Here is a 14,557-nt window from a genome sequence, read left to right as displayed (position 1 = left end):
TCGCGGAAACGAGGGGCCATCACGACATCCGTCATACGGCTGTCAGTCGCGACGACGATCCACCACGGTCATGATCACCGGTACAAGCACCCACTGCAACACGAGTCCGGGCAGACCGGTCACCACCGCGGCGCCCACCGACGCGACGGTCATCGTCGTGTTGCCGAGCAGCGACACCGCCACGGCGATCGCGAGCGCATCGATCACGCGCCCCGCGACCTGCGCGCCGACCAACCGAACGAGCCAGCCGAGCGGCGACGGCACGGCAGCCGGCAGACGCACGCCACGCAGAAGTCCCGCGAACAGGCCGTAGGACGCGAGTTCGATCACCATGAACGGCACCATCGGAGCCATCGGCATGCCGGTCAGCAGGAAACTCACGATCGGCGCGAGCGCACCGGTCGCCAGCCCCGCGAACGGACCGGCCAACAAACCCACCAACAGCACCGGCAGATGCATCGGCAACAAGGTCTGACCGACCATCGTGCCGAGTCCGAGCGCCGCGCCCGCGACATGGAACACCTGCGGCAGGGCGACGGCGGCGACCACGGCGATGATCGCGGCGGCGGTCTGGAACTTCACCGACGGCAGTGCGGCCGCGACGGCGCGGGTTTGTGCGGTTTCAGTAGTCCGAGTTGATTGCATAACAGCTTCTCCTTTGACGATACGAATGACGATGCGGAATGATGCGCGACGATGCAAGACGATGCGCGACGATCCGGCCGGCGACGGCTGTCGTCAGCGCTGATCCAGATCGATGAGCTGGTATTCGCGACTGCCGAGGCCCATCTCGACCGCGTGTTCGATGGTGTGGATGCCGTGGCGCGACTCGATGCGTTCGATCATGGCCGAGTTGTCCTCGTCGGATGTGTAGATCCGGTCGACGCACGCCTGGTCGACGGCCACCGGGTCAAGCGATGAGAAGATGCCGATGTCGTGCATGCACGGCGCATGCGGGTTGCCGTCGCAGTCGCAGTCGACCGAGAGGTTATTCATCACGTTGATGAACAGCATGTTGCCCTTGAGCGCGTTGAACACGGCGGTCGCGGCCTCGGCCATCGCCTCAAGGAACGCGTCCTGCTCGCCGCGGAACGGGTTGGCGAGGATCTTGTCGCCGCCCGAATGCAGCCGGCGCTTGCCGTTCGACGACGCCATGCCGATCGAGATGTTCTTGAGCGCGCCGCCGAAGCCGCCCATCACATGCCCCTTGAAATGCGAGAGCACGGCGTAGTAGTCGTAATTCGGGAAGTGTGAGCCGACGATGTCGCCGGTGATGCGCGTGCCGCCTTCGACCGGGATCGTGATCTCGCCGTCCTCGTCCTGGATGTCGCACGGCGCGATGTCGGTGAAACCGTGCTCGCGGATGGTCTGCCAGTGGTGTTCGCTCGTGTCGCGCGTGCCCGGATACGCGGTGTTGCATTCGACGATCGTGCCGTCGAGCTCGTGCACGAGGTCCTTGATGAGCGCCGGCTGCAGGTAGTGCTTGTTGCCGCCTTCGCCGGAGCTGAGCTTGACCGCGACCTTGCCCTGCGGGCGGGCGTTTAGCGCCTCGTAAACCCGCATCAGTCCGGCGGGGCTGATATCGCGCGTGAAGTAGACCTTGGCCGCCATCGGATAATCGGTCTGGTAGGTCGTTACCATGCTGCCTCCTTGCTACATTGATTACTCCCAGACCTAAGGATACTCAGCCCGCGTTACCGGCGATCGGCTCCGTTGCGCTCTCCGTCGTATTCCTCGCCGCGCCCTCCGTTGCGCTCTCCATCACCGTGTGGCGACAAAACCATGAGGAGCGATACCGCCGCAGCGCAGCGGGAGCGCAGGTAATTCGGGAAATCACTGGCTTCGTCCCGAATTTCCTGCACTGAATACGACTCAGTGCAACAATTTCGGGAAATCAGCCCCATGCTCCCGAATTTCCCGCACTGAGACCCCGTCAGTGCAGGAAATTCGGGAACGCATACCGGAGCCGACCAATCGGGGCGAAAAAACTGAGGCTCCCCTCCACACCGGAATACCGGATGGAGAGGAGCCTCAGCTCAGCTCCGCATCAGCGGATCAGCACTCGCGACCGCGAGCGAACAGTCGCCGGACCGTTCACCGGACAGCATCGCGCGGTTCGCAAACCGACCAGCACCGCCCGAGCGCGGCGAATCAGAACTCGCGGTTGGCGCGGTAGAACTTGATGAGCGCCTGAGTGGACGCGTCCTGCGCGGCCAGGGCCTCGTCGTCCTTGGAGATCGCCGGGGTGATCTGCTTGGCCAGCTGCTTGCCGAGCTCGACGCCCCACTGGTCGTAGGAGTCCAGACCCCACACGGTGCCTTCGACGAAGGTGATGTGCTCGTACAGGGCGATGAGCTCGCCGAGCGAGAACGGGGTCAGCGCGACGCCGAAGATCGAGGTGGTCGGGCGGTTGCCGGTGAACACGCGGGCCGGGACGATCTCCTCCGGGGTGCCTTCGGCACGGACCTCGTCGGCGGTCTTGCCGAACGCGAGCGCCTTGGTCTGCGCGAGGTAGTTGCCGAGGAACAGCTCGTGCACGTCCTGGTCGCCGTCCTTGGTCGGGTTCGGGGTGTTCACGAACGCGATGAAGTCGGCCGGGATGAGCTGGGTGCCCTGGTGGATCAGCTGGTAGAAGGCATGCTGGCCGTTGGTGCCCGGCTCGCCCCAGAAGATCTCGCCGGTCTCAGTGGTGACCGGGGTGCCGTCCCAACGCACGGACTTGCCGTTGGACTCCATGGTCAGCTGCTGCAGGTACGCCGGGAAGCGGTGCAGGTACTGGTCGTACGGCAGCACGGCGTGCGAGGCGGCCTTGAAGAAGTTGCGGTACCAGACGTTGAGCATGCCGAGCAGCACGACGACGTTCTTCTCGAACGGGGTGTTGGCGAAGTACTCGTCGATCTCGTGGAAGCCGTGCAGGAACTCCTCGAAGCGGGCCGGGCCGAAGACCACGGCGAGAGAGGTGCCGACGGCGGAGTCGACGGAGTAGCGGCCGCCGACCCAGTTCCAGAAGCCGAACGCGTTGTTCGGGTCGATGCCGAACTCCTCGACCTTCTCCAGGTTGGTGGAGACGGCCACGAAGTGCTTCTTGATGGCTTCGGCGCGGGCGGCCTCGTCGCCATCGGCGATGGCACCGTTGGCGACCAGCTGCTCGAGCAGCCAGGTGCGGGCCTCACGGGCGTTGGTCAGGGTCTCCAGCGTGGTGAAGGTCTTGGAGACGATGATGAACAGGGTGGTCTCCGGGTCGAGGCCCTTGGTCTTCTCGGCCAGGTCGTTCGGGTCGATGTTGGAGATGTAGCGGGCGGAGATGCCGGCGTCCGCGTACGGCTTGAGCGCCTCGTACACCATGACGGGGCCCAGGTCGGAGCCGCCGATGCCGATGTTGACGACGGTCTCGATCTTGCGGCCGGTGATGCCGGTCCACTTGCCGGAACGCACGTCATCGGCGAACTTGTAGATGCGGTCGAGCACCTCGCGCACATCCTTGACGGTGTCCTGGCCGTCGACGATGTACTTGCCCTCGTCCTCGACCGGGCGGCGCAGCGCGGTGTGCAGCACGGCGCGGTCCTCGGTGTTGTTGATGTGGACGCCGGAGTACATGGCCTTGATGCGGTCGCCCAGCTTGACCTCGTCGGCGAGGAAGGTGAACAGGCGCAGGGTCTCCGGCTTGATGAGGTTCTTGGACAGATCGAAGTGCAGGTCGCCGGCGTCGAAGCTCAGCTCCTTGACACGATCGGAGTCTTCGGCGAACCACTTCTTGAGGCTGATGCCTTCGGCCTGCAGCTCGTCGTAGTGCTTCTGCAGCGCGACCCACGCCGGGGTCTTCGTGGCGTCGATAGGAGGATTGATGGCCATAGGTATTGGTCCTTTCATCATCACTTGCGAAGCGGCACGGTGCCGTCACCGGCCGTCGGCCGACGGCGGAACCGTATCGTTTACTTCACTGAACAAGATACTCACAAAAGCAGACATAACTACACAAAATAACGTCGCGACAACGTATCGGTGAACATATGGAAACCACAGGCGAACAGCACGAAGCAAACGTTCGCAATACGACGTCCGTCGCAGCCGCCCTACGCACCTGCGACACGACGAACACACCCGCCGATTTGCCATCGTCCGTATCGTCCGGTACACTAACCTACTTGTGCGCGGAAAGCGAATGCGATCCGGGCAACAAGCCACTTTAGCTCAGTCGGTAGAGCGGCTCACTCGTAATGAGCAGGTCGACAGTTCGATTCTGTCAAGTGGCTCCATCACCCCGAACCCCGCTCGGTTCGGGGTTTTGTTTTTTCGCCAACCAACCGCTGGCCAACCAACAACCGACCGCCGACCGTCCAGCGAGCGCCAACGGACACGGCGCGCGCCATAAGGCAGGGCTCATGCTAGATTGTCACTTTGCGCGCGCGTGGCGGAATTGGTAGACGCGCAGGATTTAGGTTCCTGTGTCTTGTACGTGTGGGTTCGAGTCCCATCGCGCGCACTCCCCGACTCCCTTGCGGCCGTGCGCCGACCGACGATCGGGCCGGGTCAGGTCGAACACGGGAGAGGAACCACGCAGCCATGTCCGCTATTCTCAAGCCCATCGCGTTCCTGATCATCATCTTCGCCGCGTACGCGGTCAAACGCGCCGGCCTGTTCAAGCCGCGCGACTACCGTGTCATGCAGGTCGTCGTGTTCAACTTCACGCTGCCCGCGTCCGTGATCGTGTCGTTCGCCACGAATCCGCACCATATCAGCATGCTGCTGGTGTCCGCGTTCGGTTTTCTGTGTGCGATGCTGCCGCTGCCGCTCGTCTACCTCGCCACGCGACGCAAGCCGGTAGCCGACCGCGCGTTTCTCATGCTCAACGCGTGCGGTTTCAACGTGGGCAACTTCTGTTTCCCGGTGCTGCAGGCGTTCATGGGACCGTCCGCGCTGATTACGGCGGCGATGTTCGACGTCGGCAATTCGATCATGGTGACGGCCGGCACGAACGTGATGACCACGTCGCTGCTGCATATCGACATGGATCGGCCGCTCACCGAGCAGGACGCGGGCGACGCGCCGACCGTGCCGTACGTGCGGCCGACCGACCGCGACGCGCGGCGCATGGCCCGACGCGCGAAGCTGCGCGCGATCGCCAAGGGATTCCTCACGTCGATTCCGTTCGACATCTACATGCTCATGATCGTGGTCATGCTGTTCGATGTGAAGATTCCGGGCGTGGTGCCGACGCTGCTGCAGCCGGTGGCCGACGCGAACTCGTTCTGTTCGGTGTTCATGGTGGGCATGCTGATGGATCTGCCGAAGACCGGCAAGGACGTGCGTGACGTGCTGCGTGTGCTCGGATGGCGGTTGCCGATGGGACTGCTGTTCGCGTGCGCCGCATGGTTCGTCCTGCCGTTCGACGCCGAGGTGCGCAAGGCCGCGGTGATGCTTACGCTCGCGCCGACCGCCGTGTTCTCGACGCTGTTCACCGACAAGGTGCTCGGCAACGCGAAGCTCGCTGGGTTCACGCTGGCCGCGTCGGCGATCATCGCGATCTGTCTGATGACCGGGGCGAACTTCCTGCTGCCGGCGTGAGCTTCTCTTGCTCTTCCTGACGGACATACAGCCGATTCCCCTACCGAAATCGGCTGTATGTCCGTTGAAGTTGAAGGCGGGACCAGTACGCCCGTCAGCGACCGAGCAGCTTGTGGGCGAGGGATTTGACGCCGTAGCGCACCGGATCGACCGGCAGGGTGAACTCGCCGAGCAGCTCCTCGACGTAGCCATTGAAGCCCTGTTTGAATTCGAGCACGCCGCGTCCCTCGTCGTTCGGATCATCGAAGACGCCGGAGATGCCGTAGAAGTTGTATCGGGTGATGCCCAGCTCCAGGCACCGGCTCATCGCCCAATGCTGGATGAGCGCCGACGCGTAGAACGGCTTGTACCGCTCCACGCTGCCGGAGAACAGATACACGAATTCCTGCGGGTGTTCAACGAACAGCGAGGCCGCCGCGGGCAGCACGTCGCCGTCCTTAGCGAACTCCGCGGCCTCGGTCAGACGCTTGTCGGCGGCCGCGAGATTACGCGACTCCTCCCCCAGCTGACGCTCCGTCTTCGTGGTCGGATGCTCGTCGTACTTCGCCTGCAACTGGTCGACCTTACGCTGCAGCGTCTCCCGTTTGGCCTGCATGTCGGCGACGTATTCGGCGATATGGATCTCGGCGACCATGAAATGCGCCTTGTCGCCGAACGCCTGCTTGAACTGGCGGAAGTACTGCTCGTCACGCGGCGCGAAACTGCGCCGTTCGGCGGTCTGCCGCTCGATCGCGGCGAACACGCCGAGCTCGTCGTCGGTCAGTTCGCGCACGTGCACGCCCATCGACGCGGCACGTTTGACGCTCCACTGGGTGCGCTTGTCGTACGACTTCAGCAGCGCCTTCTCGTCGGCGATGCCGGTGAGATCCTTGACGTACACCCAACGGTTCACCACGGCGCCATAGCCGCGGGTGAACCCCGCATGCCGCCATCCGAGCGCGGCATAGTTCGCGAGCGCGGCATCGTCGTTGGCCGACACCGGTTCGCCGTCGGAATCGCGGCGGCAGTAGACGTCGGACGGCCATGCCGTCACACTGATCGCCTTGTGCGCGTGCGCCGATCCACGCACGCCCTCGGTCAGCACACGCAGCGCATCCGTATCATGCGGATCGCACAACGGACCGATCCAGATCGATCCCTCAGGACCGAACTTGCCTTCCGTGTACACGATCTCCGCGGCCGCGACGATCTCGTCGCCGCGGCGAACGCCCACGTAATCGACCTCGTGACCGCGGCCGGTCACCAAAGCCGCCATAGCCGTGGTCTGCTGGAAATTGCCCTGCGGGAAGCGCGCGCAGAACGCGTCCATCTCGTCGCCGTCGATCGGCTCCCACCGCAGTCCGGAACCGTTCTCGTGAACCGTCATTCTCGTCCTTCCTGTACTTCCGACACACTCCCGGTCATCACTATCATCGACATCGCCACTGCCATCAACGACGCAGCATACGACGCACCGTCTGCTTGAGACGGTAGACCAACGGCCGCACCGGCAGGATGAATTCGCCCGTCATCTCCTCGACGTAGCCGTCGAAACCCTGCTTGAACTCCAGCACACCGCGGCCCGGATCGTCCGGATCGTCGAACACGCCGTCGATGCCGTAGAAATTGTAGCGGGGCACGTCGCGTTCCAGGCACTGCATCATCACGTGATGCTGGATGGCCGTGGGCGCGTAGAACTTCGCGTACGTCTCGTCGCTGCCGGAGAACAGGTACACGCACTCCCTACGGTGCCAGATGAACAGGCCGGCCGCCACTGGCACCGACGTACCGTCGCGGTCGATGTATTCGTGCGCCTTCTCGATGCGTTTGAGCGACGCCTCGTAGGTGGCCCGTGCCGTGGCGATCTTCTTGTTGACGGTATCCGGGTACTTGGTGGTCTCCAGCGAGCGCTCCAGTTTATCGATGTCCTTGAGGAAGCCGTCACGCTTGGTCTCCCACGACGTGAGGTACTCCTGCATGTCGATCGTGGCGACGAGGAATTCGGCGCTGTCGCCGAACGCGTCGTAAATGTCCTCGAAATAGTGCAACGGGCGATTGGCAAATCCCTGCTTCTCGCAGCTCAGCTCGCAGATGTGGTGGAACACCGGGAGCTGTTCGCGGCTGATCTTCTCGACCCTCACCGCGCTGTTGCGGGCGATCTTCACATTGCGGCGGGTGTTCTTCGCGTAGGACTCCAGCAGCGCCTTCTCGTTCGCGATGCCGTGCAGGTCCTTGAGATACCGCCAGCGAGGCACCGCGGTGTAGCCGGTGGTGAATCCGGAATGCTCGAAGCCGAGGCTCTGGAGCCCCTTCACGGAACGGTCGTCGGGCGCGCCGCCCTGATCGTCCGGCAGCTCCTTGCCGAACGAATCGCGGATGCGGTACGGCGTCTCCGGCGTGATCTCGAGCTGCGCCGCACCTTTCGCCTTGGCGTGCGCCTTGAGTTGCGTCATGAAGAACGACAGCAGATCGTTGTCATGGAAGTCGACCAGCGGACCGTCGTGGACGGCGGCGAAGGTGGACAGGCGCGAGCGATGCGTTTCGAACAGCGCGGCCGCGACGGTCGCGCCGTTTTCCTTGACCGCAAGGTATTCGACCTCGACGCCCTGCTTGGCGCGCAGACGACCCATGGCCGAGGTCTGCTGGAAATTGCCCTGCGGGTGGGTCGCGGAGAACGCATCGAACTCATCTGCGGACAAGGTTGCGAGAGTGAATGAGCGCATTGGGCCTGTCTGTCCTTCCAATGTCTGTGTCATGTTCGCGCCGACGGTATCGCGTACGGCGTCCGCACGAATTGCCTAGCCGATGATAGCACCGGGGGCGCGGGGCGCGGCCGGCGACGGCACGAGCACGACAGGCTCTTCACAGGTGCACGGGCGCTCCAGGTGCACGGGCGCTCACGCGTGTGGCTTTGCGTGGGTATCCCAAGGAAACCCACCTACGCACACGACCTTGCGTGGGCATCCCAGGGAAACCCACGCATCTCGGCGCATGCGGATTCCGTCGACGCCTGCCGCACCGCGGCCGCCGCCTACTCCCGCACCAGCCGTTCGATGGCCGGCACGAGCGCGCGCAGCGCCTTGCCGCGATGCGAGATCGCGTTCTTTTCGGCCGGCGTGAGTTCGGCGCTGGTGAGCGTGCCGTCCTCGCCGTCGGTCGCGGCGCGGGCCGGCTGGTCGTCGGGGACGAACAGCGGGTCGTAGCCGAATCCGTTGGCGCCGCGCGGCGCACGGATGATGACGCCCGGCATTTCGCCGATCTCGACGGTCTCCGACGCAATCGCGGCGGTGGCGGCGTTGTCGGTACCGGCGATATCCGCGCCGGTACAGTCCGCAGCAGCAGCGCCTTCCGGACGAGCCGCCGGTACGACGAGCGCGGCGGCGCAACGGAACCGCGCGGTGCGCCGGTCATCCGGAATGTCGGCGATCTGGGCGAGCAGCAGCGCGTTGTTGGCCGCGTCGTCGCCGTGATGGCCGGCCCAGCGCGCGGACAGGATGCCGGGCGCGTTACCCATCACGTCCACGATGAGTCCGGAGTCGTCGGCGATGGCCGGGCAGCCGGTGCGGCTGGCCACGTCGCGCGCCTTGAGCAGCGCGTTCTCCTGGAACGTGACGCCGGTTTCGACCGGGTCGGGCAGGTGCAGGCTGCCGGCGGAGACGAGGTCGATACGCGCGGCGTCCTCGCCAAGTCCCTCTTCAAGGATGCGGCGGATTTCGACGAGCTTGCCTTCGTTGTGCGTGGCGACGATGAGCTTCATGGTGCCTCTCTATGGTCGGGTGGTCAAGGTCGGGTGGTCAAGGTCGGGTGGCCAGGATCGGGTGGCCGAGGTCAGTTGGTCGGGCGATACGGGAAGGGTGGCCGGATCAGTCGAGCGCGAGCGCGGCGCGCTGCGCGGCCTGCAGTTCCTTGTTGCCCTTTTCGGCGAGGTCGAGCAGCGTGTTGAGCTCCGTACGGCTGAACGGGCGGTGCTCGGCGGTGCCCTGGATCTCGATGAACGTGCCGGAGCCGGTCATCGCGACGTTCATGTCGGTCATGGCCTGGCTGTCCTCGATGTACGGCAGGTCGAGCATCGGTGTGCCGTTGATCACGCCGACGGACACGGCGGACACGACGTCCTTGAGCACGCGGTCGGCCGACTTGATGTGCTGGTTCTTCTCGGCCCAGTGCATCGCGTCGACGAGCGCGACGTACGCGCCGGTGACCGACGCGGTGCGGGTGCCGCCGTCGGCCTGCAACACGTCGCAGTCGATCTGCACCATGTTCTCGCCGAGCGCCTTCATGTCGACCACGCCGCGCAGGCAGCGGCCGATGAGTCGGCTGATCTCGTGCGTACGGCCGCCGATCTTGCCCTTGACGGACTCGCGGTCGGTGCGTTCGGCCGTCGCGCGCGGCAGCATCGAGTATTCGGCGGTCACCCAGCCGAGTCCGGAATCCTTGCGCCAGCGCGGCACGCCGGCGGTGAACGTCGCGGTGCACATGACGCGCGTGTTGCCGCATTCGATGAGCACGGAGCCTTCCGGCACGTCGGTGAAGTGGCGGGTGATGCGCACCGGACGCAGTTCGTCGACGGCGCGGCCGTCCGCGCGGATCACGGTGTTGTTTCCAAGCAAATCTTTGATCTGAGCCATGCTGCCCAACCTAGCACTAGCCGGCGGCGAAGCTGGCTCGGCCGCCAGACGCCGCCCTGGGCCGCCGGTCCGATCGGTCGCACGACGGCCGGACGCCGCCCTCACCCGAGCAGCGGCCTGGCCGGCTCGATCCGGTCGATGACGAACACGATGAACGCGAGCACGATGAATCCGCCGGCCAGCTGTGCGCAGTTGATGCCGAACTGCTGCCAGCCGAGCGCGACCGGGTCGATGAACGTGTACGGGTACGGGTTGCCGCCGGCGGCCGGCCCGGAATGCGGCCACAGCGTCGCTCGGATCAGGATGAACGCGAGCCACAGCGGCACGTACAACAGCCAGCTGAAGATGTAGTGCCAGCGGTAGCGGCGGTGCGCGTCGAACAGGATGAAGTCGACGACGGCCATGATCGGCGCGATCCGGTGCAGCATGGTGTTGGTCATGACGCCGAGCACCTGCGGCACGTAGTTCGGGTCGTCAGGCGGCATGAGCAGGAACGCGACGAGCGCGGTGATGATCGCGTACACGGTGACCGCGCCCTTGATCCACGCCGGCGGCTGCACGCCCTTGACCAGGCTCGCCGCGGCGGCCCACAGCATCGTGAATCCGAGCACGAAGCCGGTCTGGAACGTGAAGTACACCCACAGTTCCGGCCGCTGCCAGGCCTCGTACGTGCCGACGAAGCAGAGCGCGGCGATCGCCAGCCGCCATAGTCCCGCGATGAATCTCATGGACGACAGTCTACGCGGACGTCATGTCGCGTACGTCGTCGCCCGCGGCCGTCGCGGAACGCGCGGCATGACATATAGTCATACAGACTATTATTGGACGTCGGTTGGCCGTCCGCCGTACGGCGGAGTAGTCTGGTACGCAACCGAAACGAGGGAGATTCCATGGATTATTCACCGGCCCTGATGACCGACATGTACGAATACACGATGCTCGACGCGACCCTGCGCGACGGCACCGCCAACCGCAAGTGCGTGTTCGAGGTGTACACGCGGCATCTGCCGGAAGGCCGCCGCTATGGCGTGACGGCCGGCACCGGGCGCATCCTCGACGCGCTCGAGCGCTTCCATCTCGACGACGAGGACCTGAAATTCCTGTCCGACCGCAAGGTCGTGAGCCCGGAGACCATCAAGTGGCTCGAAAACTACCACTTCTCCGGTTCGATCAAGGGCTACCGCGAGGGCGAGATGTTCTTCCCGAACTCGCCGATCCTGCAGGTCGAAGGCACGTTCGGCGAGTGCACGCTGCTCGAGACGCTCGTGCTGTCGATCCTGAACTATGATTCGGCGGTCGCCTCGGCCGCGTCGCGCATGGTGTCGGCCGCGAAGGACCGCCCGTGCATGGACATGGGCGGGCGACGCACGAACGAGTGGGCCGCGGTGGCCGCCGCGCGCGCCGCGGTGATCGGCGGCTTCAAGGGCACGGCGAACCTGCTCGCCGCGCAGATGTACGGACTGAAGGCGATCGGCACGGCCGCGCACTGCTTCACGCTCGTGCACGATTCGGAGCGCGACGCGTTCGCCTCGCAGATCGCGGCGCTCGGCAAGAACACGACGCTGCTCGTGGACACATACAACATCGAGGAGGCCGTGAAGACCGCGGTCGAGGTGGCCGGCCCTCAGCTGGGCGGCATCCGCATCGATTCGGGCGACCTCGCCTCGCTGGCGCAGCGCGTGCGCAACCAGCTGGACGCGCTGGGCGCGACGAACACGAAGATCACGGTGACGAACGATCTCGACGAGTATGCGCTGGCCGCGTTGCAGACCGCGCCGGTGGATTCGTACGGCGTGGGCACGATGCTCGTGACCGGTTCGGGCGCGCCGACGTGTGCGATGGTGTACAAGCTCACCGAACGCGAGAACGCGGACGGCACGATGCAGCCGGTGGCCAAGAAGTCGAAGGACAAGGCGTCGATTCCGGGACGCAAGCTCGCTTACCGTTCGTACGAGTACAATCTCGCCGACTGCGAACACGTGATCTCCGGTTCGGAGGACGCGCTGGCCAAGTACGTGCCGCAGGACGGCTGGAAGGATCTGCTGGTCGATTACGTCGATCACGGCGAGATCGATCCACAGTATCAGGGTCATGACGCGATCATGGCCGCGCACGAGTACCGTGCGCAGGCATTGGCCGAGCTGCCGATCACCGCGCAGTCGCTCATGAAGGGTGAGCCGGTGATTCCGACCGAGACCACGGTGCTCTGAAAGGACACTGTCCTCGTTGTGCGTGGCGGAAATCGCTTGCTGACGCAGTCGTCAGCAAGCGATTTCCGCCACGCGGCGTTTTGGGCGCATCTCGTACGACGAAGGGCCCTGATACGCCAACGGACATACAGCCGATCACCCTACCGGAATCGGCTGTATGTCCGTCAGAGAAGAGAGAAAGCCCCGCATCATGAATCACGGGGAGGACCATGGGGAGACAGGTACGCGGGTCAGTGCATCATCTCCTCGTAGATGCGCTTGCAGTCGGGGCAGACCGGGTACTTCGACGGGTCGTGCTTCGGCACCCACACCTTGCCGCACAACGCCACCACCGGCCGGCCGGTCAGCCGCGACTCGGCGATGCGGTCCTTCGACACGTAGTGCGCGTACCGGTCCGCGTCGCCCCCGTCGTCACGCTGAATCTGCTCCTTGGTCTCCGGGCGCTCCAGCACCGCCGTGCCGGGACCCGGGTCCGGCGTGGACAGCGGCGACACCGGGTCGGCCAGATCCCGCACATCATCCGTCATGGTCGGCACCAACATACGCATTGCAGCTCCATCCTCGTAGCCAATAATCACCACCCATCATAATCGCCGTCGTCTCTCGCGACGGACATCCCTCTTATCTTTTCCAACGGACATCCAGCCGATTCGGGCAACGAAATCGGCTGGATGTCCGTTGGAGAAGAGGAGCGCGACGTGCCATACGCGCATCCCTCTCGGCATCCGATCCCGTCACCGCGTCACTCCTTGACGGACATGCAGCCGATTTCGGTGTCCGAATCGGCTGCATGTCCGTTGAGAGGTCGTCGAGAAAACGTGCGCGACGCGACACTTCGTCGCGGCGCGGTAGGCTGTACCGTATGACTATCGCAGTGTGTCCAGGATCGTACGACCCCGTCACAGCGGGGCATTTGGACGTCATCGAACGATGTGCCCGCTTCTTCGACGAAGTGCATGTGGTGGTGGCCGTCAACGCCGCGAAAACGCCGATGTTTTCGGAATCCACGCGCGTCGACGTGATCCGCCGCGCCATCGCGAAGGACGGATTCGACAACATCACCGTCGCCTCGACCGACGGACTGATCACCGACTACTGCAAGCAGGTCGGCGCGACGGTGATCGTCAAGGGTCTGCGGCAGAACGGCGACTACGAGGCCGAACTCGGCATGGCGCTCGTCAACCGCAAGCTCGCCGGCATCGAAACGCTGTTCCTGCCGGCCGATCCGATCCTCGAGCACATCTCCAGTTCGATCGTCAAGGACGTGGCGCGCCACGGCGGCGACGTGACCGGCATGGTGCCGGATTGCGTGGTGCCGATGCTGCAGGACGCGCTGCGTACGGAAGCCATGAGAAGGGACCACTGATATGACCGATGACACCGACGGTCTGGCGGAAGGCCAGACCACATCGACGACGGCCGCGGCGCAGCCCGCGCCGACCGAAGCCGCGCCCATCATCACGCCGGCGACCGCGCCCGCCACGCCCACCGCACCCGCGCAAACGACGCCCGCTGCGCCGGAGACGCCGACCGCGAAGCCGCCGTTCCCGATGGACGCGCTGCCCGACATGCGCGAGGCCTCGCACGCGGACGCCACGGACTTCGACACGGAAAGCGAGAAGTCGCGCGACGAGTTCACCACCGTCTACGACATCATCGACCAGCTTGAGGCGGCGCTGGACGAGGCCAAGGGCAGCATCTTCTCGCCCGGTCTGGTGAAGGTGGACCGCGACGAGTTCGGCGGCCAGCTCGACGAACTCAAGAAGATGCTCCCCGTGCAGCTCGAACGCGCGTCTGCGCTGATGCGCGAGGCCGAACGACGTCTCGAATCCGCGCAGACGCAGGCGAACGCGGTCGTCGCGGCGGCGCAGAGCCGCGCGGCCGACATGATCAAGGACGCGAACGAACAGGCGCAGTTCCTCGCCGGTCAGGAGAACGTCACCGAGATCGCCCGGCAGAAGGCGCGCACGATCCTCGACCAGGCGCAGGCCAAGGCCGACCGTCTCACCAACGGCGCGGATCAATACTGCACGCAGGTCATGGAAGGCCTGCAACAGCAGCTCGGCAAGCTCGACCGCGACGTGCAGGCCGGACTCAATGTACTGTATGAACGCCAGCGTTCCGCCGGCGAACAACTTCCCCATCTCGACAACAACGACTATCCGGAGGGCTGAT

The 14,557-nt window shown here is 64.8% G+C and carries 13 protein-coding genes and 2 tRNA genes; 6 read left to right on the top strand and 9 right to left on the bottom strand.

All coding sequences use genetic code 11. From position 1 onward, the window contains the following. Window positions 1–42: 42 nt before the first annotated feature. The 3 genes from DSM100688_RS03835 to pgi all read right to left on the bottom strand — a co-directional run bounded on the left by DSM100688_RS03835 (window position 43) and on the right by pgi (window position 3,852). The gene (locus tag DSM100688_RS03835; protein WP_152357834.1) at window positions 43–645 is read right to left on the bottom strand and encodes an ECF transporter S component; all 603 of its coding nucleotides are present in this window, start codon (window positions 643–645) and stop codon (window positions 43–45) included. 93 nt (window positions 646–738) lie between these two features. Further along, the gene (locus DSM100688_RS03830; protein ID WP_152357833.1) at window positions 739–1,641 is read right to left on the bottom strand and encodes a DUF362 domain-containing protein; all 903 of its coding nucleotides are present in this window, start codon (window positions 1,639–1,641) and stop codon (window positions 739–741) included. A gap of 510 nt (window positions 1,642–2,151) precedes the next feature. Further along, entirely contained in the window at window positions 2,152–3,852 is a 1,701-nt protein-coding gene (gene pgi, locus DSM100688_RS03825; RefSeq protein WP_152357832.1) for a glucose-6-phosphate isomerase, read from the bottom strand. Window positions 3,853–4,180: 328 nt separating this feature from the next. Between pgi and DSM100688_RS03820 the strand changes: the two genes are divergently transcribed. The 3 genes from DSM100688_RS03820 to DSM100688_RS03810 all read left to right on the top strand — a co-directional run bounded on the left by DSM100688_RS03820 (window position 4,181) and on the right by DSM100688_RS03810 (window position 5,565). After that, a tRNA-Thr gene (locus DSM100688_RS03820) sits at window positions 4,181–4,256 on the top strand. 146 nt (window positions 4,257–4,402) lie between these two features. Continuing rightward, window positions 4,403–4,483 (top strand) — tRNA-Leu (locus DSM100688_RS03815). A gap of 80 nt (window positions 4,484–4,563) precedes the next feature. Further along, a complete protein-coding gene (locus DSM100688_RS03810) occupies window positions 4,564–5,565 on the top strand; it encodes an AEC family transporter (RefSeq protein ID WP_152357831.1) in 1,002 nt (333 codons plus the stop codon). A gap of 94 nt (window positions 5,566–5,659) precedes the next feature. Here DSM100688_RS03810 and DSM100688_RS03805 read toward each other — a convergent pair whose 3' ends face one another. The 5 genes from DSM100688_RS03805 to DSM100688_RS03785 form a co-directional block, all read right to left on the bottom strand. Then, a complete protein-coding gene (locus DSM100688_RS03805) occupies window positions 5,660–6,931 on the bottom strand; it encodes an aminoacyltransferase (RefSeq protein ID WP_152357830.1) in 1,272 nt (423 codons plus the stop codon). A 64-nt stretch (window positions 6,932–6,995) separates the two neighbouring features. Then, entirely contained in the window at window positions 6,996–8,267 is a 1,272-nt protein-coding gene (locus tag DSM100688_RS03800) for an aminoacyltransferase (RefSeq protein WP_152357829.1), read from the bottom strand. A gap of 308 nt (window positions 8,268–8,575) precedes the next feature. After that, window positions 8,576–9,301, bottom strand: a complete 726-nt coding sequence (locus tag DSM100688_RS03795) for a non-canonical purine NTP pyrophosphatase (RefSeq protein ID WP_152357828.1) — start codon at window positions 9,299–9,301, stop codon at window positions 8,576–8,578. 106 nt (window positions 9,302–9,407) lie between these two features. After that, on the bottom strand, window positions 9,408–10,172 hold the full coding sequence (rph, locus tag DSM100688_RS03790) for a ribonuclease PH (protein WP_152357827.1): 765 nt from the start codon (window positions 10,170–10,172) through the stop codon (window positions 9,408–9,410). A gap of 101 nt (window positions 10,173–10,273) precedes the next feature. Then, entirely contained in the window at window positions 10,274–10,900 is a 627-nt protein-coding gene (locus DSM100688_RS03785) for a Pr6Pr family membrane protein (protein ID WP_152357826.1), read from the bottom strand. 162 nt (window positions 10,901–11,062) lie between these two features. On the opposite strand from DSM100688_RS03785, the gene DSM100688_RS03780 reads away from it, so the two are divergent. After that, window positions 11,063–12,382, top strand: a complete 1,320-nt coding sequence (locus DSM100688_RS03780) for a nicotinate phosphoribosyltransferase (RefSeq protein ID WP_152357825.1) — start codon at window positions 11,063–11,065, stop codon at window positions 12,380–12,382. 230 nt (window positions 12,383–12,612) lie between these two features. Here the strand turns inward: DSM100688_RS03780 and DSM100688_RS03775 are convergent, their stop codons facing one another. Next, window positions 12,613–12,924, bottom strand: a complete 312-nt coding sequence (locus DSM100688_RS03775) for a DUF3039 domain-containing protein (RefSeq protein ID WP_420837473.1) — start codon at window positions 12,922–12,924, stop codon at window positions 12,613–12,615. 320 nt (window positions 12,925–13,244) lie between these two features. Between DSM100688_RS03775 and coaD the strand changes: the two genes are divergently transcribed. Beyond that, window positions 13,245–13,748: a pantetheine-phosphate adenylyltransferase gene (gene coaD / locus DSM100688_RS03770; RefSeq protein ID WP_152357824.1), complete on the top strand. Its 504-nt coding sequence runs from the start codon at window positions 13,245–13,247 to the stop codon at window positions 13,746–13,748. 1 nt (window position 13,749) lies between these two features. Next, a complete protein-coding gene (locus DSM100688_RS03765) occupies window positions 13,750–14,556 on the top strand; it encodes a cell division protein (RefSeq protein ID WP_239519318.1) in 807 nt (268 codons plus the stop codon). The last annotated feature ends 1 nt before the right edge of the window (window position 14,557 follow it).

It is taken from the genome of Bifidobacterium ramosum (assembly GCF_009299505.1).
Classification (GTDB): domain Bacteria; phylum Actinomycetota; class Actinomycetes; order Actinomycetales; family Bifidobacteriaceae; genus Bifidobacterium; species Bifidobacterium ramosum.
Note: the sequence above shows the minus strand (reverse complement) of the source record. Positions and strands in the feature narration are given on the sequence as shown.